This window comes from Devosia sp., assembly GCF_017307495.1.
GTDB lineage: Bacteria > Pseudomonadota > Alphaproteobacteria > Rhizobiales > Devosiaceae > Devosia_A.
Map to the genome: position 1 here is coordinate 1 of NZ_JAFKHE010000021.1, position 18,008 is coordinate 18,008.

General features: G+C 67.9%; 20 protein-coding genes and 1 tRNA gene. 11 read left to right on the forward strand and 10 right to left on the reverse strand.

The annotated features are described in order from the left end of the window. Window positions 1-770 precede the first annotated feature (770 nt). The 9 genes from J0I99_RS13350 (at window position 771) to J0I99_RS13395 (ending at window position 5,827) form a co-directional block, all read left to right on the forward strand. Window positions 771-1,199, forward strand: a complete 429-nt coding sequence (locus J0I99_RS13350; RefSeq protein ID WP_291393891.1) for a DUF2948 family protein — start codon at window positions 771-773, stop codon at window positions 1,197-1,199. After that, window positions 1,199-2,491: a histidinol dehydrogenase gene (hisD, locus tag J0I99_RS13355; protein WP_291398211.1), complete on the forward strand. Its 1,293-nt coding sequence runs from the start codon at window positions 1,199-1,201 to the stop codon at window positions 2,489-2,491. Before J0I99_RS13350 ends, hisD begins: the two co-directional genes overlap by 1 nt. A gap of 1 nt (window position 2,492) precedes the next feature. Continuing rightward, window positions 2,493-3,458 (forward strand): UPF0262 family protein, encoded by a 966-nt coding sequence (locus J0I99_RS20315; protein ID WP_367115419.1) that lies wholly within the window; start codon window positions 2,493-2,495, stop codon window positions 3,456-3,458. Window positions 3,459-3,487: 29 nt separating this feature from the next. Further along, the gene (locus J0I99_RS13370) at window positions 3,488-3,847 is read left to right on the forward strand and encodes a type II toxin-antitoxin system RelE/ParE family toxin (protein WP_291398213.1); all 360 of its coding nucleotides are present in this window, start codon (window positions 3,488-3,490) and stop codon (window positions 3,845-3,847) included. Then, window positions 3,844-4,143, forward strand: a complete 300-nt coding sequence (locus J0I99_RS13375; protein ID WP_291398215.1) for a helix-turn-helix transcriptional regulator — start codon at window positions 3,844-3,846, stop codon at window positions 4,141-4,143. The genes J0I99_RS13370 and J0I99_RS13375 overlap by 4 nt, the downstream gene beginning before the upstream one ends. Before the next feature lie 159 nt (window positions 4,144-4,302). Next, on the forward strand, window positions 4,303-4,521 hold the full coding sequence (gene infA / locus J0I99_RS13380; protein WP_035082742.1) for a translation initiation factor IF-1: 219 nt from the start codon (window positions 4,303-4,305) through the stop codon (window positions 4,519-4,521). 8 nt (window positions 4,522-4,529) lie between these two features. Next, the gene (locus tag J0I99_RS13385) at window positions 4,530-5,168 is read left to right on the forward strand and encodes a Maf-like protein (RefSeq protein ID WP_291398217.1); all 639 of its coding nucleotides are present in this window, start codon (window positions 4,530-4,532) and stop codon (window positions 5,166-5,168) included. Window positions 5,169-5,349: 181 nt separating this feature from the next. After that, complete coding sequence (gene yacG / locus J0I99_RS13390) at window positions 5,350-5,550, forward strand: DNA gyrase inhibitor YacG (protein WP_291398219.1); 201 nt, start codon at window positions 5,350-5,352, stop codon at window positions 5,548-5,550. Between the two features lie 201 nt (window positions 5,551-5,751). Continuing rightward, a tRNA-Phe gene (locus J0I99_RS13395) sits at window positions 5,752-5,827 on the forward strand. A 32-nt stretch (window positions 5,828-5,859) separates the two neighbouring features. Here the strand turns inward: J0I99_RS13395 and J0I99_RS13400 are convergent. The 3 genes from J0I99_RS13400 to J0I99_RS13410 are packed head-to-tail and all read right to left on the reverse strand — an operon-like array spanning window position 5,860 to window position 8,762. Continuing rightward, on the reverse strand, window positions 5,860-6,816 hold the full coding sequence (locus tag J0I99_RS13400) for a 1-phosphofructokinase family hexose kinase (RefSeq protein WP_291398221.1): 957 nt from the start codon (window positions 6,814-6,816) through the stop codon (window positions 5,860-5,862). Beyond that, window positions 6,813-7,742 (reverse strand): class I fructose-bisphosphate aldolase, encoded by a 930-nt coding sequence (locus tag J0I99_RS13405; RefSeq protein ID WP_291398223.1) that lies wholly within the window; start codon window positions 7,740-7,742, stop codon window positions 6,813-6,815. Before J0I99_RS13405 ends, J0I99_RS13400 begins: the two co-directional genes overlap by 4 nt. A 12-nt stretch (window positions 7,743-7,754) precedes the next feature. Further along, complete coding sequence (locus J0I99_RS13410) at window positions 7,755-8,762, reverse strand: glucokinase (RefSeq protein ID WP_291398225.1); 1,008 nt, start codon at window positions 8,760-8,762, stop codon at window positions 7,755-7,757. A gap of 161 nt (window positions 8,763-8,923) precedes the next feature. Between J0I99_RS13410 and ppsA the strand changes: the two genes are divergently transcribed. After that, the gene (gene ppsA / locus J0I99_RS13415) at window positions 8,924-11,314 is read left to right on the forward strand and encodes a phosphoenolpyruvate synthase (protein ID WP_291398228.1); all 2,391 of its coding nucleotides are present in this window, start codon (window positions 8,924-8,926) and stop codon (window positions 11,312-11,314) included. 19 nt (window positions 11,315-11,333) lie between these two features. After that, the gene (locus tag J0I99_RS13420; protein ID WP_291393414.1) at window positions 11,334-11,591 is read left to right on the forward strand and encodes a hypothetical protein; all 258 of its coding nucleotides are present in this window, start codon (window positions 11,334-11,336) and stop codon (window positions 11,589-11,591) included. Window positions 11,592-11,842: 251 nt separating this feature from the next. Here J0I99_RS13420 and J0I99_RS13425 read toward each other — a convergent pair whose 3' ends face one another. The 7 genes from J0I99_RS13425 to J0I99_RS13455 all read right to left on the reverse strand — a co-directional run bounded on the left by J0I99_RS13425 (window position 11,843) and on the right by J0I99_RS13455 (window position 17,890). Then, window positions 11,843-12,493, reverse strand: a complete 651-nt coding sequence (locus J0I99_RS13425; protein ID WP_291398230.1) for a BON domain-containing protein — start codon at window positions 12,491-12,493, stop codon at window positions 11,843-11,845. 137 nt (window positions 12,494-12,630) lie between these two features. Further along, window positions 12,631-13,464 carry a universal stress protein gene (locus tag J0I99_RS13430; protein WP_291398232.1) on the reverse strand — a complete coding sequence of 278 codons (834 nt, stop codon included), beginning with the start codon at window positions 13,462-13,464 and terminating at the stop codon, window positions 12,631-12,633. Between the two features lie 9 nt (window positions 13,465-13,473). Next, complete coding sequence (locus tag J0I99_RS13435) at window positions 13,474-14,661, reverse strand: hypothetical protein (RefSeq protein ID WP_291398233.1); 1,188 nt, start codon at window positions 14,659-14,661, stop codon at window positions 13,474-13,476. Between the two features lie 110 nt (window positions 14,662-14,771). Next, a complete protein-coding gene (locus J0I99_RS13440) occupies window positions 14,772-15,146 on the reverse strand; it encodes a hypothetical protein (RefSeq protein ID WP_291398235.1) in 375 nt (124 codons plus the stop codon). Between the two features lie 148 nt (window positions 15,147-15,294). Continuing rightward, entirely contained in the window at window positions 15,295-15,672 is a 378-nt protein-coding gene (locus tag J0I99_RS13445) for a response regulator (RefSeq protein ID WP_291398236.1), read from the reverse strand. Then, entirely contained in the window at window positions 15,669-17,165 is a 1,497-nt protein-coding gene (locus tag J0I99_RS13450; RefSeq protein ID WP_291398237.1) for a PAS domain-containing sensor histidine kinase, read from the reverse strand. The genes J0I99_RS13445 and J0I99_RS13450 overlap by 4 nt, the downstream gene beginning before the upstream one ends. A gap of 221 nt (window positions 17,166-17,386) precedes the next feature. After that, a complete protein-coding gene (locus J0I99_RS13455) occupies window positions 17,387-17,890 on the reverse strand; it encodes a hypothetical protein (RefSeq protein WP_291398238.1) in 504 nt (167 codons plus the stop codon). Between the last annotated feature and the right edge of the window lie 118 nt (window positions 17,891-18,008).

Sequence of the window (18,008 nt, forward strand, 5' to 3'; positions counted from 1 at the left end):
GCACCGGCATGGCGCCACCCCGCGTGATAGCGGCTTGTCCGGCGAACCGGACCATGCCGCGCGTGCTTTGAGCCTGGGGCAACACGACTGCCACCCCACCCAACCTCCCCTGCACCAACCACTCGTCATGATCTCGCTTCGGTGCAGCGGACGAGGGGGAGAATCGCATGGGTGCGGAGTGAGGGGGACAAAATTCTGCGCGCCACCGACAAGCCACTGATATTCCAGTCACTCTCGGTGTCATCCCCGCGAAAGCAGGGACCCAACGCGCAGCCCGCGCCGGTGGAGAGATGGATCCCGGGTCGAGCCCGGGATGACAGCAGTGGGTGGGGCTGAATGGTGCACCACACTGGTGTCATTCCCGCGAAAGCGGGAACCTAGTGCGATGCGTCAGGGCTCACTGGCCGTGGAGACATCCCACTGGGTTCCCGCTTTCGCGGGAATGACGCCGGGTGGAGCTTGGTCCTCGCGGCAGCGAGGCCTGACGCAACTGGGTGGGGTGGGGCATTGCCTGTGCAACGACGAGGGGGGAGGGTCGTTCCCACACTCGGTGTCATCCCGGGCTTGATCCGGCATCCATCTCTCGGCCGGCACCGATCCCCACATTCACTGGGCTGGCTTGGGACGCCAGCTGCGCAAGCGGTGAGGATGGTGGAGGGCCGCCGGCCATGCGGCGCAAGCTGCATTGCCCCCTCGTCTCCAAACTTGTAGATCGGGGTCCGGGCTCCCACTTTCGTGGGCAAATCCAACGCACTCGGACCCTCACATCCATGACCGATCTCAAGCTTATCGCGCTTGACAGCGAAGACCTCGACGTCATTTCGGCCACCACGCAGGACGCGATCGTGCGGGTCGGCGACATGGGATTTGCCAAGGCTGACAAGCGCTTCGCGCTGCTGATGAACCGCTATGCGTGGGAAGACGGCAAGGCCGGCAAGGCGGGGATACGCAAGCGCGCGGCGCTGCATTTCGACCATGTCGCGTCGGTCAAGGTGGCCGGAATCGACACCAATTCGGTGGAGGGAGCGCTCGAGCTGCTGACCATCCGGTTCACCCAGGGCGAAGCGCCAAGTGGTTGGATCGACTTGGCTTTTGCCGGCGGCGGGACGGTTCGACTGGAAGTCGACGTGCTGGAGGCGCGGCTGGCGGACCTGGGGTCGGCCTGGGCGGCCAAGGCCAAGCCCGAGCACGCCGCCTGATGCCGGTCCGTCTCGACAGCCGGGATGCCGGCTTTGCCAAGTCATTCGAAACGCTGTTGAATTCGAAGCGCGAGGCCTCGCAGGAGGTCGGCGATGCGGTGGCCGCGATCCTCGCCGACGTGAAGGCGCGGGGCGACAAGGCGGTCGCCGAATACACCGAACGCTTCGATGGCCACGCTGGAACTCAGGGCTCCTTTCGAGTCGAAGACCACGAAATAGCTACCGCAAGATCACGAACTTCCGCTGGAGTTCTGGACGCGTTGACGATCGCGCATGACCGCATCAGGGCGCACCACGAAAAGCAGCGGCCGCTCGACCAGATCTACCAGGACCACCTCGGGGTCACGCTGGGGACGATCTGGACCCCGGTGGAGGCGGTCGGCGTGTACGTACCCGGCGGGCTGGCGGCCTATCCCTCGTCGGTGCTGATGAACGTGGTGCCGGCCAAGGTGGCGGGCGCGAGCCGCATCGCCATGGTGGTGCCGACGCCCGGCGGGCAACTGAACGACGCCGTGCTGGCGGCGGCGAGCATTGCCGGGGTCACCGAGATCTACCGGATTGGCGGGGCGCAGGCGATCGGCGCGCTGGCCTACGGCACCGAGACGATCGCGCCGGTGAGCAAGATCGTCGGGCCGGGCAACGCCTATGTGGCGGCCGCGAAGCGCCAGGTCTTCGGCACGGTGGGCATCGACATGATCGCCGGACCGTCCGAAGTGCTGGTGATCGCCGACGGGTCGGCCAACCCGGCCTGGGTGGCGGCGGACCTCTTGGCGCAGGCTGAACATGGCGGGGGCGCCCAGTCGATCCTCGTCACCACCGACCAGCGTCTCGCCGACCTGGTGGAGGACGAGGTGTGGCGGCAGATCGAGCTGTTGCCGCGCGCCGAGATCACCCGTGCCGGCTGGGAGGAGTTCGGCGCGATCATCACCGTCGCCTCGCTGGACGAGGCGGTGGAGCTGGCCAATCGCATCGCCTCCGAGCATGTCGAGCTGGCGCTCGATGATCCGAAGGCCCTGCTCCCCAGGATCCGCAATGCCGGTGCGATCTTCCTCGGCCATCACACGCCCGAAGCGATCGGCGACTATGTCGGCGGCTCGAACCATGTGCTGCCGACGGCGCGATCGGCCCGCTATGCGTCCGGCCTCGGCGTGCTCGACTTCATGAAGCGCACATCGGTGCTGGGATGCGACCCGTCCTCGCTGGCCGAACTGGCCCCGGCGGCGGTGACGCTGGCCGAGACGGAAGGCCTGCAAGCGCATGGCCGCTCGGTCTCGATAAGGCTGAACCGGTAGCATGGCCCCTTCACCGCGACAGTTCGATCCCAGAACCGATCACATCGTCGCCGTGACGCTCGACCCCAACACCATCACCTCGGCCAATCCCGACGAGGTGCATGAGTGGCGGATCGCCATCTATGACCTGGTCGAGGAAAACCTGTTCGCCCCGGCACGGGTGAAGGCCACCGGCCCCTATGCGCTGCACGTCTCGATCGTCGGCAACTACATCGTGCTCGACGTGCGCAACCCGGATACCTACGAGCCGATCGCGGCGCACTATCTGTCGCTCACCCCGTTCCGCCGCTTGATCCGCGACTACTTCCGCATCCGCGAAAGCTACTACGACGCCATCAAGACCGGCTCGAGCTACCAGATCGAGACCGTCGACATGGCGCGGCGGGGCCTGCACAACGAGGCGGCGGAGCTGCTGCGCACCCGGCTCGACAACAAGCTCGGGATGGATCTCAACACGGCACGCCGGCTGTTCACCCTGATCTGCGCGGTGCAGCCATTCGCGAGCCGTATCGACGAGCGGGAATCGAACCTGCCGACGGTGCTGTTCGTGTGCTCGATGAACTCGGTGCGCTCGCCGATCGCGGCCGCGCTGGCGCGCAAGTTCTTCCCCGGCCGGCTGATCGTGCGCTCGGCCGGCGTGCGCTCGGGCAAGGCAGACGGCTTCGTCGAGGAGGTGATGGAGGAGATCGGCATCGACATGAGCGTGCATACGCCGCACACCATGGACGAACTGGTCGCCAACCATTTCGACCTCGTCATCACCCTGTCGGCCGACGCCCCCGAGGCGTTCCGGCGGCGCGGCATCGAGGCCGGCGCCATCGAGCACTGGCCGTTGCCCGACCCGACCGAGACCGAGGGCAATCGCGAGGCGGTGCTGAGCGCCTATCGCACGCTGCGCGACACGCTGCAGCAGCGGGTGCGCGAGCGGCTGGAGCAGCTGGTGGCGGGGACGCCGAATGCCGCTTGAGGTTGCAGTCTGGTGGCAAATATGCCACCATGTTGCCGATGGCAATTCGGCAAACTCGCATCATTTCGTGGATCAAGGCTGCTCGGAAAGACTTCGATGCCTTCCCTCGGCCCGCTCAGGACGATGTCCTGTCGGCCTTGACCATGGCAGCAGATGGCGGATTTCCGACGACTGCCAAACCCATGAATGGCCTCGGCGCAGGGGTTTATGAGATCGCGCTGCGTCATCGCACCGACGCCTACCGCGCGGTCTACACCTTGCAGTTCAAGGACACGCTCTGGGTGGTTCACGCATTCCAGAAGAAATCGAAGACCGGCATCAAGACGCCGAGTGCGGAGATAGACCTGGTGGCACAGCGGCTAAGGCGGCTCAAGGAGATGTTGAAATGAGCGATGATGATATCGAACTGGTCCATGGCAGCGGCAATGTCTTCCGGGACTTTGGCCGGGCCGATGCAGACCTGCTACAGGCCAAGGCTCTGCTTGCAGCCGAAATCGCGCGAGTTCTCGACAGTCGGGGATGGACGACCCGGCAGGCGGAAGATGCGACAGGAGTGAGCCACGCGGATTTTTCGCGTGTCCGGGGTGCGCGGCTGGAGCGCTTCACGCTCGATCGGCTGATGGGCATCCTGGGAAAGCTCGGGCAGAAGGTCGAACTCTCGGTGAGCGTGCGCCCGGCGGCCTGATCCTCGGGCATTGCGACAACGCCACGCCATCCCCATATAACCCCCGTCCTCACCCCAACTGGTGGTTCACAAAGCGGGTGGCTTGCAGTATAGCTGCCCGCCAATCTCGCCCCCGACATTGTCAGTAGCGTGTTTCGTGGGGCCGTCTCAGGAGAGAGAATGGCTAAGGAAGAAGTGCTCGAGTTTCCGGGCGTGGTGACGGAACTGCTGCCCAATGCGACCTTTCGGGTGAAGCTCGAAAACGAGCACGAGATCATCGCGCACACCGCCGGCCGCATGCGCAAGAACCGCATTCGCGTGCTCGCGGGCGACAAGGTGCTGTGCGAGATGACGCCCTACGATCTGACCAAGGGCCGGATCACCTACCGCTTCAAGTAAGGGCAGACATGGCCAGCCGTCCCGAGCTCATCCTCGCGTCCGCATCGCCGCGGCGGTTGGCGCTCCTCAACCAGATCGGCATCGAGCCAGAGCACCTGGTTCCCGCCCATATCGACGAAACGCCGGAAAAGAACGAGCTGCCGCGCAAGCTGGCGCAGCGCCTCGCCGACCAGAAGGCGATGACGGCACAGCACAAGGCCAAGACCTCGGGCATTGCCGGCAATGCGCTGGTGCTGGCCGCCGATACGGTGGTGGCCGTGGGGCGTCGCGTGCTGCCAAAAGCCGAGACGATGGAAGAGGCCTCCGAGTGCCTGAGGATCCTCTCGGGCCGCTCGCATCGCGTGTTCACGGCGGTGACGATGATCACCACTTCGGGGGCGATGCGGAAGCGGCTGGTCGAGACGCGGCTGCGCTTCAAGCGGCTGTCGGCGCGCGAGATCGAGAGCTACCTCGCCAGCGCCGAGTGGCGCGACAAGGCCGGCGGCTATGCCATCCAGGGCATTGCCGGGGCATTCGTGCTGAAGCTGCAGGGTTCCTATTCCGCCGTGGTCGGCCTGCCGCTCAACGAGACGGTGTCGCTGCTCGCCGGCGAGGGCTACCCGGTGCATTTCAACTGGCTCAACCAGTCGAGCCTGTCGGCAGTCTGAGACGCGGCTGCGGCAAAGCAAAATCCACGGAGTCATTCCCGCGCAAGCGGGAACCTCGGTTTTCGTCATTGGCGACCAAACGGAGATCCCCGCGTTGGCGGGGATGACCCGGTGAGAAGGGGAAGCCCGAGACAAACTCGTGCAGACGAGTTGGTCCGCTGCATCAGACAGGACGCCGCAAATGGCCGAAGTCATCAAGCTCAGGAAACCGGTCCCCTGCCCGATCTGCGGCAAGCCATCGAGCCAGCAGTTCCATCCGTTCTGCTCGGCGCGCTGCCAGGACATCGACCTCAACCGCTGGCTGAGCGGCAGCTACGTGATTCCGGCCCGCGATGACGAGGACGAGGTGCTGCCGCAGGAGGATGGCGGAGACGAGGAATAGGCGGCCCGGCCGCTGCCCCCTCGCTGGCGAAAGCCCTGAACCCCGCCGCAGGGCACCGGGCTCGAAGGGGCGACCGGCGTGCCATGGCACCGCGCCCTGCCCTGCCGTTTTCCACAGGCGGCGAGATGGCAAAACGCGCTTGCGCACCCCGGCAATGCCCCCTATAAACCGCCCGACTTAGCGCCCTCGGGCGCCACGGTTGCCCGGGTAGCTCAGTTGGTAGAGCAGCGGATTGAAAATCCGCGTGTCACTGGTTCGATTCCGGTCCCGGGCACCATTCTTCACACACAATAGCTGCACTGTTGTCGCTCAGGGCGTCGTGGGCGTGGCGAGGAAGCGGGCTTTGCCGGCTTCGTTGTAGTAGCGCTCGGTGCTACTGCGCTCGCACAATTGCGTGGCTTCGCGCGTGACGGCAGAGGCGGCGGCGGCGACGCCGTAGCGATTGGCCGAGTCGAGCGTCCAGCCGCGCGCCAGGGCGAGGGTGAGCGCAGCGACATAGCTGTCGCCGGCGCCGACCATGCTGCGTACGGAGACCTCCGGCGGAGCGATGGTGAACTGGCTGTCGCGGGTGGTGACCAGCGAGCCCTTCTCGCCCAGGGCGAAGACGACGACCTCGGCCATCCCGGTGGCGACGAGGCGGGCCGCGCCGGCGGGCAGATTGTCGCTGCTTTCGCCCGTCAGGTCCTGCGCCTCGGCCTGGTTCAGCCGAACCAGGAAGGGCCGGCCGGCGATGCCGCGCACGAGGGCTTCGCCATGGCTGTCGAGGATGAGGCGGGCGTCGTGCCGGCGGACAAGCTCGCCGAGGCGGGCGTAGAGATCCACGGCGATGCCGGGCAGCAGGCTGCCGCTGGCGACCACGTAGCTGCCGGCGTCGATGATCCGGTCGAGTTCGGCGAGGATCCGGTCGCCGAGGCCGGGGTCCTGCGCCGGGCCGGGCAGGACGAAGCGGTAGTGGAGGCCGGTGTCCTCCTCCATCACGGTCATCGAGGTGCGCGTCTCGCCGGCGAGGCGATACTCGATGCACTCGACCCCGGCGGCCTGCAGCAGGTCGATGTATGCGCGTCCCGTATGGCCGCCGAGCGCGACAAAGGCGCGGCTGGTGCCGCCGAGCTCGCGGATGGCGCGCGAGACATTGGCGCCGCCGCCGCCGGGATGCAGGATCGCCGGGCTGCAGCGGAGCTTGCGCTGCGGCTCGAGCCGGGCCACCGACGTGGTGGTGTCGAGCGCCGGGTTGAGGGTGACGGTGAGGATCGCGGCCTGGGTCATCGGACCTGTCCGGCCGTGGCGGCGGCGATATGCAGGGCGGCGATGCGCTCGAGCATGGCGAGGGCTTCGACGCGCGGGCGCTGGAAGGTATTGCGGCCGACGATGGAGCCGTGCCCTCCGCCCGCCGCGATGGCGCCGACTTCGGCATAGACCGCATCGAGATCCTTGGCCGGGCCGCCCGAGAAGACGACGAGGCGGCGGCCGGCGAAGGCGGCGTCGCGCACGTGGCGGACACGATCCTCGAGGCGGGACAGGTCGGCGGTATAGGCGGGGCGGGCCTGGGCCGTCTCGATGCGGGCGGTCGGCGGCTTGACCTTGATGATATGGGCGCCGAGCTGGGCGGCGATCTGCGCGCCCCAGGCGACGACGTCGAGGGCCGTCTCGCCCTCATGGCTCAGGGTGCCGCCGCGCGGATAGGCCCAGATGACCACGGCGAGGCCGCTGGCCTTGGCCTCGGCAGCGCCGGCGCGGACTTCCTCGAACATTTCGTACTGACGGTCGGAGCCGGGATAGATGGTGTAGCCGATGGCGCTGCAGCCGAGCTCCAGCGCATCGCGGACCGTGGCGGTGACCGCTTCATCCTTGATGGCGCCGAGGCCGTTGGCGTTGTTGGCCTTGAGGATCAGCGGCACGGCGCCGGCATAGCGGTCGGCGCCGACGGCGAGGAAGCCGAGCGGGGCGGCGAGTGCGCTGACCCCGGCTTCGATCGCGAGCTCGAAATGGTAGCGCGGATCATAGGCCGGCGGGTTGGGGGCGAAGCTGGCGGCGGGGCCGTGCTCGAAGCCCTGGTCGACCGGCAGCACGAGCAGGCGTCCGGTGCCGGCGGTCCGCCCGTGCATGAGCAGGCGGGCGAGGCTGGCCTTCACGCCGGGCCTCTCCCCGTCGTACCAGCCGAGCACGTGGCGCACGGGTTCGGGGATATGCATGGTCCCGCCCCGTCAGGAGGCAGCGCGCGAAACCGGACGATGCGCCGGTGCCGCAGCCTGCAGGGAGCGGGCCATGGCCAGCGCCGCGCCGCGCAGGCCGGCATCGGCGGCCGTCTTGATCACGTAGACCGGCACCTTCGAGATGTACTCCGAGCGCAGGCCGCGGTGCTCGAAGGCCTCGCGGAAGTGGCCGGTCTGCAGGGCGGGGATGGTGTTGGCGATCATGCCGCCGCCGAGATAGAGCCCGCCTCGCGCCCCATACAGCAGGGCAATGTCGCCGGCGACCCGGCCGAGCCAGGTCGCCATCACCTGCAGGCTTCGCGCGGCCACCGGGTCCTTGCCGGATAGGCCGGCCGCCGCGATCTGCCGGGCGCCGGCCGCAGCGGCGGGAGCCTTCTCGGCGGTGGCGAGGGCGCGGTAGAGGGCGACAAGCCCCTTGCCGGTGAAGATGTCATTGCAGCTGAGATAGCTGCCGGGGGGAAAGGTGTCGCCGAGATCGACGCCATCGGCGGCGGCCGGCGCGAAGCGCATGAAGCCGCCTTCGCCGGCAACCGGCATCCAGCTGTCGCCGACGCGCACCAAGCCGGCGATGCCGGCGGCGGCGCCGGCCATCAGAACGGCCTTGTTGCCGTAGGGCCTGGCCTTGCCCGGGATGAGCTCCTGCACGTCGTAGGCGGAGAGGTTGGGCAGGGCCAGGGCGGTCGCCTCGATGTCGTTGATGAGGCAGACGTGATCGGCACCGGTGGCGGCGCGGACATCGTTGCGGGTGAGCGTCCAGTCGCGGTGGGTGAAGGTGGCCCCGTCGCCCTCGACCTCGCCGGCGAGCGCGATCGACACCTTGTTGGGGCAGCGGGGAATGGAGGTGAGGTAGCGCTCCACGGCCTGCATGGGCCGCTCGAAATCGGCGGTGTTGAGGAGGGCGAAGCTGGACACCGACAACTCGTCGATGTCGGCGATGGCAAGGCTGATATAGGTGGCGCCGAACGCACCGACCAGCGCCTGCCTCGAATGTTCGGTCATCGGGAGTCCTCCTCAAGCTGCACCTTGGGGGCAGGATGACGCCGATGGCGGGCGCCGATTTGATCTGGATCATTTGACGCCGATCAATGAGAGCCCCCGCGCGGCGCGCCAGCATCGAACGCCCGAGGCCCTTCCGGGTCTCGCCCCACAGGAGCGCTCCGATGCTGCAGCCGACCGATCAGATTGCCTGGTTCGAGACCCTTCGCCGCAGCGATGTCGGGCGCGTGGGCGGCAAGAATTCGTCGCTGGGAGAAATGGTGCAGGCGCTGGCGGCGAGCGGCATCCAGGTTCCGGCCGGGTTTGCGACGACCGCCGATGCCTATTGGGGCTTCATCGAGGCCAATGACCTCAGGAGCCGGATGACCGAGTTGCTCGCAGCCTGGGACGACAAGCGGGCCAGCCTGGCCGAGACGGGCGAAGCGATCCGGCGCCTGTTCCTCAAGTCGGCGTGGCCCGAGCCGATCGCGCAGGCGATCCGCGCCAGCTACCGCGAGCTGTGCCGGCGCAGCGGCGGCGGCGAGATCGACGTCGCGGTGCGCTCGAGTGCCACTGCCGAGGACCTGCCCGATGCGAGCTTTGCCGGCCAGCAGGAAACCTTCCTCAACATCAAGGGGGAGGACGCGCTGCTGGCGGCGTGCCGGCGCTGCTACGCCTCGCTGTTCACCGATCGCGCCATCAGCTACCGCAAGGCGAAGGGCTTCGACCACATGAAGGTGGCGCTGTCGATCGGCGTGCAGCGCATGGTGCGCGCCGACCTCGGCGCCTCGGGCGTGATGTTCTCGATCGACACCGAGACCGGGTTCGACAAGGTGGTGCTGATCGACGGCGCCTGGGGCCTGGGCGAGAACGTCGTGCAGGGCGCGGTCGATCCCGACGAATACGTGGTGTTCAAGCCGTTCCTCGGGCGGGACGGGGTGGTGCCCATCATCGAGAAGAAGCGCGGCACCAAGGCGATCAAGATGATCTACGCCGCCGGCGAGACGCCGACGCGCAACGTGCCGACCTCGAAGGCGGAGCGCGCCAGCTTCGTGCTGTCGGATGCCGAGATCGTCCGGCTGGCGGGCTGGGCGGTGGCCATCGAGCAGCACTACGGCTGCCCCATGGACATGGAGTGGGCCAAGGACGGCCGGACGGGCGAACTGTTCATCGTGCAGGCGCGGCCGGAAACGGTGCAGGCGCGGCGCGGCAGCGGCGTCCTCAGGTCGTACCATATCCGCGAGCACGGTCGCACGCTGCTGACCGGCCTCGCCATCGGCGAAGCGGCGGTGAGCGCCCCGGTGTGCCTGCTCGAAAGCGCCAAGGACATCGACCGGTTCATCGATGGCTCGGTGCTCGTCACCTCGACCACGGACCCCGACTGGGTGCCGATCATGAAGCGGGCCGCCGCCATCGTCACCGACCACGGCGGGCGCACCTCGCACGCGGCCATCGTCAGCCGCGAACTGGGCCTGCCGGCAATCGTCGGCACGGGCAAGGCGACCGAACTGCTGCATGACGGCCAGGAGGTGACGATCAACTGCGCCGAGGGCGACGAAGGCGCCATCTACGAGGGCCCGGCGGACATCGCGATCGAGACGCTGGACCTTCAATCCCTGCCGCAGACCGGCACCAAGGTGATGCTGAACCTCGCCAACCCGGGCGCGGCGTTCCGCTGGTGGCGCCTGCCGGCCGACGGGGTCGGCCTGGCGCGCATGGAGTTCGTCATCTCCAACGCCATCCGCGTCCATCCGATGGCATTGGTGAAGTTCGACCAGCTGCGCGACGACGCGGCGCGGCTCGAGATCGAGCGGCTGACCACCGGCTACGAGAGCAAGACGGAGTACTTCGTCGACCAGCTGTCGCGCGGCCTCGCGCGGATCGCGGCGGCGGCCTATCCCAAGCCGGTCATCATCCGGATGAGCGATTTCAAGACCAACGAATATGCCGGCCTGATCGGGGGCGCGGGGTTCGAGCCGCTCGAGGAAAACCCGATGATCGGCTTCCGCGGCGCATCGCGCTACTACTCACCGCGCTATCGGGACGGCTTCGCGCTCGAATGCCAGGCGATCGCGCGGCTCAGGAAGCAGCTCGGCTTCGACAATGTCGTGGTGATGATCCCGTTCTGCCGCTCGGTGATCGAGGCCGACCGGGTGCTCGAGGTGATGGCCGGGAACGGGCTCAGGCGTGGCGAGGACGGGCTGCAGGTCTACGTGATGTGCGAGATACCGTCCAACGTGGTGCTGGCCGCCGAGTTCGCCAAGCGTTTCGACGGCTTCTCGATCGGCTCGAACGACCTGACCCAGCTGACGCTGGGCGTCGACCGCGACTCCGAGGAACTGGCCGGGCTGTTCGATGAGCAGGACCCGGCGGTCAAGTGGATGATCGACAGCGTGATCAGCGCCGCGCACAAGGCGGGCGCGAAGGTCGGGCTGTGCGGCCAGGCGCCCAGCGACCACCCGGAGTTCGCCCGCTTCCTGGTCGAATGCGGCATCGACTCGATGTCGGTGAGCCCCGACAGCTTCGTCGCCGTCAAGCACCAGGTGGCCGCCGCGGAGGCGGCAAGGAAACCATGACCCCGAAGGACCCCGCAAGATGAACGATCTCGACCACCGCGAGCAGGCCCAGCTTGGCCTCAAATACATCGAGGACTCCGTCGTCAACCTGCTGACGCGGCACCCCAAGGGGCTCAGCGCGCCGGCGATCGCCGAAGTGCTGGGGCTAAGCGCGGAGCTGGCGCCGAAGCATCGCGACATGATCGCTTCTGGGGTGCTGGAGCTGCTGGTGCGCTCGGGCCGGATCCTGTGGAACGAGGCCAGCCGCACCTATGTCGACAACCCCGACAAGTCCTGACAGCGGGGCACCGGAACATCCCGCATCTCCGCAATCGCGCCCGCGAAAACTGAGGCCCCGCTGCCGCGGGGATGACCGGTGGTGGGCGGCAATCGCCTGTGATCCGCGTTCACGGGAAAGGCCCCCTCACCCGGCCTTCGGCCGACCTCTCCCCCAGAGGGAGAGGTGAAGGCCACCCTCGTGTGCCGTACGTGCCGACGGCGTCATATGCCGCCGGTGGGGTGGGCGGCGGGAACGCGGCTGGCGGTGCCTCAGAGGACGGTGATGCGGTTGTCGACCTGCGTGACGCCGGGAACGCACCAGGCGGTGCTTTCGGCCAGCCCCTTCTCGTGCCACGAGGTGACTTCGCCGGCGAGCGTGACCTTGCTGCCCTCGGCCGTGACACGGATGCGCTCGGCGTCGAGCGGGGCAATGTCGGCCAGCGCCCGCTTGATCTTCTCGTGCACCTTCTCGGCCTGGATCGGCGGCCGGATCTGGGCGTCGCTGCGGATCTCACGCACTCCCTCGAGGGCGCGCAGGTCGTCGATGGCGGCCTGCAGCTGGAAGTGCCAGTCGACATCGCCATGCAGCGTGATGGTGCCATCCTTGACGGCGAAGTGCAGCCGGTCGAGCGGCACCGACACGTTGGAGGCCAGGCGGGCATAGGCGCGCTCCGCGATCTGCTCGTCGGAGGTCCGGTTCTCGCCGGCGAGGTCGACGAGCAGTTCGTTGATGACGGCCTTCACGCCCTTGACCTGGCCTGCCGCCCGCTCGGCACTGGAGCGTTCCAGCAGGCTCGGCACATGACCCGAGATGGTCACGATCCCCTCCCGGGCACCGACACCGATCCGGCTCGAATTGATGGCCGGATCGAAATCGAGGCGCGACTGTACGGCCGCCTGCAGCTTGTGATCTTCACGCATCTGGTGCTCCGAAATCCTGTGCCCGCCACGCTATATACGCCGCCGCTGCCGGGTTTGACCAAGCTCAAACGGCATGACCCGCGGCGCGTGAGGACGAGGCGGGGCGTTTCGGGTGCAAAGGCACCGGCGGTGACGTGCTAGTGCGACATGAAGACCGGGAGGCGCCGTTCGTCGAGCACGCCCCGGGTGGCGCCGCCGAGGATGAATTCGCGGACCCGGCTGTGCCCATAGGCGCCCATCACCATCAGCCCGGCCCCGCTTTCGATCGCCGCCTGCTGCAGGGCCGCGCCGACGGGCTGCTCCGCTCGGGTGAACAGCCGTGCCTCGGCGTCGATGCCGTGGTGGCGGAGCTGGTCCTGCAGGTGGCCAACCGAGGTCGGGCCGATCGTCTTGTCATCGGTGGCGCACAGGATCGTCACATGCCCCACCGTCTCGAGCATCGGCATGGCGTCGCGCACCGCCCGCGCCGCGGCGCGCCCTCCGTCCCAGGCTACGGCCGCGGATTCGAGATGCGCCGTCGCCTCGCCGTCGGGGAAGACCCAGGCCGGTCCTCCCGACTGGAACAGCACCGCCTCGGCGACGGCGGCCTGGTCGTCGCTGGCGCGCGCCGGCATCAGCAGCGAACAGTCGAAGGTCCTGGCCTCGCTCGCGACGAGAGCGGCGGCAGCATCGGGGCGGGTCCTTGCACGGCGCACGGTCAGCGGAATGCGGAAGCGGCGCGCCAGGTGCTCGAGTTCGACCGTCAGTTCCGCCGCCGCGGCATGGCTGCGCGCTTCCGCGGCGGCGATCATGGCGGATACGTCGATCAGCATATGGGCGAAGGCGCTGCGGACCTCTTCGATATCCACCTCGTGCACGAGTGCCGTGACCTCACCGCCCAGGCTGGCCGCCATGTCGACGGCGCGCAGCAGGCCCGCAGTCGGCGTCGGGTCGGGATAGGTGCTGACCGGCAGGAAGAAGGTCATGGGCATGCCGGCCTCCTAGACGGCTTCGGGAGCCGGCGGAATGGCGGCTGGTGCCGGCTGCTGGTCGCGGGGGCGGAACCGGCCCAGAATGACGCTGGCGACGACGCCAAAGCCGAAGCAGAGGATCACGAGGGTGAGCAGCCAGCCGATCACCGGGATCATGCCAAGCAGCCCGGCCACAACGATCGACAGGGCCAGGACGACGATGCGCCTGAGATTGGTTTCAAGCGTCACCAGCCCCCTGGCGATGCCGGCCCCGAGGAGGTAGGCGCCGGCGAGATAGGCCAGGGCCCAGACGATCACGACGAACAGGACGGCGAAAGGAACGAGGAAGATGCCGACAAAGGTCATCACGAGGACCGGGACGAGGCCGATGACGGCGGCAAGGGTCACGAAGCCGAGGCCGAGGCGCCGGAACGGGTGGGCGCGGGCGGCCGACTCCAGCGCCTGGGTCAGGCGCGGCAGCAGGGCGATGAAGACGACGCCGACGACGAACAGCAGCAGCCACCAGATGCCTGTCGCCCACACGGCCGGCCAGACGCCCCGGATCACATGCTCGGCGGTCTTGCCGGCCTCGGCCGAATAGTCGGGGGTGACCAGTTGCTCGAACTTGACGCGATCCGCCGACGCCACCGAAGCGGGAACGGCGATCTGGCGCGGAGCATGGATGGTGACGGTGCCGTCGACGCGGGCATCAGGGCCGAAATTGAGATTCTCGCCGACGAAGTTCAGGTCGCCCTTGACGGCTCCCCCGAGGGTCAGCGTCTGGGCGGTGACCAGTGCGGCGCCGTCGATCCCGGAGGAGAGGGTCACGGTCTGGCCCGCGATGCGGACGTTGCCGCCGACGGGTTGCGCGGAGGTCACCGACACGGAGTTGCCCATGGCGGTGACGTCGCCGCCGACATTGCCGGTGACGGAGACGCTGTAGCCTGCCGCATAGAGGTCGCCGACGACGTCGGCCCCCTGGCTGACGTTGAAGCCGGCCAGATGGGCATCGCCGCTGACCGGGGCCCGCAGCGCGACGTCGTAGCCCGCCGCGAAGACATCGCGCGCCACCGGTGTGTCGACCAGCGCGGATTGGCCCGCAATGAAGTGATCACCGCCGAACGTCATCTGGTTGGTAGCCGGCGGGCCGTCCTGGGCCTGCGCCTCCACCGACAGGACGAGCAGGGCGGCTACCAGCAGCATCAGCACCGATCGCATGGCGATCTCCTCGCGTTTGGCCAAGTCTGATTGACACCGGTCGGATCGGAAAACATGCCGGCAGGTGCCGATGCGCTACAGAACCGCAGCCGGCGCGGCGTTGATCTGCGTCAACCGTCCTGTCGCGGCGGAGGTGCGCTGGACCAGGCGCTGGCCCGGGTGGCGAGAGCCCGCTTCACCGCCTCCGACAGGGCGGGCCCGAGGAACGGCTTGGTCAGCGTCCGGAAGGTGTAGCCCGCCATGGGATGGGCGGGAGTATTGGCCAGCAGCACCACCGGCTCGAACTCCTTGAGAAACCTTCGGCTCTCGGATGTGAACGACGTGAGCCCATGGTGATCGACCACGGCGCAATCGAAACTCGCCGCCGGCTCGTCCAGATCATCGACCGAAGTCACCGCCGTCACGGTGTAGCCTTCTGCCTCCAGCGCGAACCGGAGCGAATTCCGCAGCGATGAGCTTGGCGCAACGACCAGCAGGTGGACCATTTTGGTCTCTTTCCCTCTGCATCGAACGGGAACGATGCAGCCCAACCGTAGCGCCGGCCCTCGCGACTTTTCTTGCTGTAGATCAAGCGAGATGCTCGCGATTGTGCGGTTGGCAGAGATCCCCGGCCATCAGCCCTCTGGCTGGCAGTCAGGCGGCGCGGGCGACCGCGCGCCGGATGGAGCGGATGATCGCGTCCTGGCTGAACGGCTTCTCGATGAAATCGATCGCGCCGTTCTGCATCGCCTCGGCTGCCATTTTTGCGTCGCCATGCCCGGTGACGACGATGGCGGGTAACAGCGTCCCGGCCGCCCTGAGACGACGCAGCAGTTCCACGCCGTCGATGTCCGGCATGCGCAGGTCGGTGACGAGGCAGCCGTTGCGGACCTCGGCGGCGATGTCGAGGAACGCCTGCGCCGTGGCATAGGTGCGCACGACAAAGCCGGCCGTATCGAGCAGGAAGGCGAGCGAGCTGCGCACCGATTCCTCGTCGTCGACGATGTGGACGGCGACATCGGCACTGGTCATGGCGCAGCCTCCTCGACGATCGGGAGGTCGAACGTGAAGGTCGCGCCACCCCTGTCGTTGCGGGCGACAGTGATAGCGCCTCCATGTGACGCAATGATGCGCCGCGAGATCGACAGGCCGATGCCCATGCCGTTGGCCTTGGTGGTGACGAAGGGCTGGAACAGGTGCGCGGCGAGATCGTCGTCGATGCCCGGCCCGGTATCCGCCACCTGCACGACGACGCTATGCCCCTCCTTGCGGGTGCTGACGCTCAACTCCTTGACCTCGCTGTCCTTCATGGCTTCGACGGCGTTGCGCATGAGGTTGGTCAGGACCTGCTGGATCTGCACCCGGTCGACCAGGACCCGGGTGTCGCCGGAGCCGAAATCGAAGGTCGAGCGGACCCCGCCCTGGCGCGACCCGATGAGGGCAAGCGTCCCCGCCTCCTCGACCAGGCGCTTGACGTCCTCCGGCTGCTTCTCGGTGTTGCCATGGGTGACGAACTCCCGGAGGTGGCGGATGATCTCGCCCGCCCGCAACGCCTGCTTGGCGGCCTCGGTGAGCGCGCCCCGCATCTTGACGGCGTATTCCTCGCCGACCTGGTCCAGCATCAGGGCACAGCCCTGGACGTAGTTGGCGATGGAGGCCAGTGGCTGGTTGAGCTCGTGCGCCAGGGTGGACGCCATCTCGCCCAGTTCGTTCACGCGCGCCAGGCGAGCGAGCTCGGCCTGCGCCTCCTCCAGTTGCGCGGCGCGCTCCTGGCGTTCCGTGAGGTCGCGAATGAAGCCGGTGAAGTACCGCTTGCCGGCGGTGCTCGTCTCGCCGACGGCCAGCGTCATCGGGAAGGTCGACGCATCCTTCCGCCGGCCCACGACCACGCGGTCGACGCCGATGATCCGCTTCTCGCCGGTGGCGAGGTAGCGCTCGATGTAGCCGTCATGCTGCTCGCGATAGGGCGAGGGCATGAGCATGCGCACGTTCTGGCCGATGACTTCGCCGGGTTCGTAGCCGAACTGCCGGACGGCGGCCTTGTTGAACGTGATCATCGTGCCATCCACCTCGATGACGATCGTCGCATCGGGCACGGTATCCAGCACCGACTGCAGATGCGCCTCGCGAACCTGCAGGTCGGCGAGCGCCTGCCGATTGCGGACCAGCGCGCGCTGCAGCAGGCCCCCGAGCCAGGCCACCGTTGCGCCGACCAGCACGAACAACGCGATGTTGACCCCGATCGACAGCGCCTGTTCCGACCGCGCGGCCAGGAAGTAGTAGATCGCCGGCATGGCGGTCAGCGTGGCGAAGACGCCGGGCAGCAACCCACCCATGATCGAAGCCACGAGCACCGCCGGAACGAAGACGAGGCCGACAGCCGAGCCCGCCAAGAAGCCGTGGATGAAAAAACGAAGAAGAAAGGCCGCCAGCACCAGCATCAGGGCGGCGAGATACGGTGCCCAGGGGCTCCTGGAAAAGCCGAACACAGGCCTAGCCTGGTTGGGTTCGGCGGCGAGAACCATCTTCTGGCTCCTTGCGTTGGCTCGCAATTGTCGGGGACTATGCGTTCCCGGCCCGCATGAGCGGGCTCACCTGTGTCCGGGCTCAACTGTACTGCGCGCGCACGCGTTTGACACTGCCCAAAGAGGATTACATCGGACTTTCTGCGTCACGACTTCGAGCGCTCGGACCGACGGGTTGGCACCATCCAGAAGACGGGGGACTGTCCAGAAGCAGATCCGGCCTAGCGGCCTGCCGCAAGGCCCGGGATCGCGACCCTGACAGCCGCGGCAAAGGCCTCCACCTTCCCAGCCAATGCCGGACCGCGAAGGTCCGCCTCGCGGAAGACCTCTGTCGCGGCGATCGGCCTCGCCGCAGCCGCCTGCATCTCGGCGAGAGCCGGCTCGGGTGGCGAGCCAGGGTTGTCGCCCCTGCACGTCACGAACAGGGCCACGGCCCCGGCGTCGGGCAGGTGCCCGATCCCGCTCAGGACCGGAGGCGCGGCGCGAGCGGCCCAGACCGGCCCGCCGACCAGCACCAGGTCGTAATGCGCATGCTGCGGGGCGACGACAATGACCGGCGGCCGGTGGCGGGTGAACACGTCCCAGGCCATGGCAACGGGGCCGTACCAGCGCAGGTAGGTCTGGCAGGTGATTTCCGCGAGTTCCGCGCCAAGGCTGTCCGCCAGCGCCTGGGCGACCTTCCGGGTGTTGCCGGTGTTGGAATAGTAGAGAACCAGTACGCGCATCCTGCACTCCTCGCCGCGCGGACCTGAGCATGGCCCGGGCCCGGCCGCGTTGATCTGGCTCAAGCTGCCAAGCCCCCGCCGTGACATCGTCGCCCGCGCAAGGCAAGCTGCACCGATG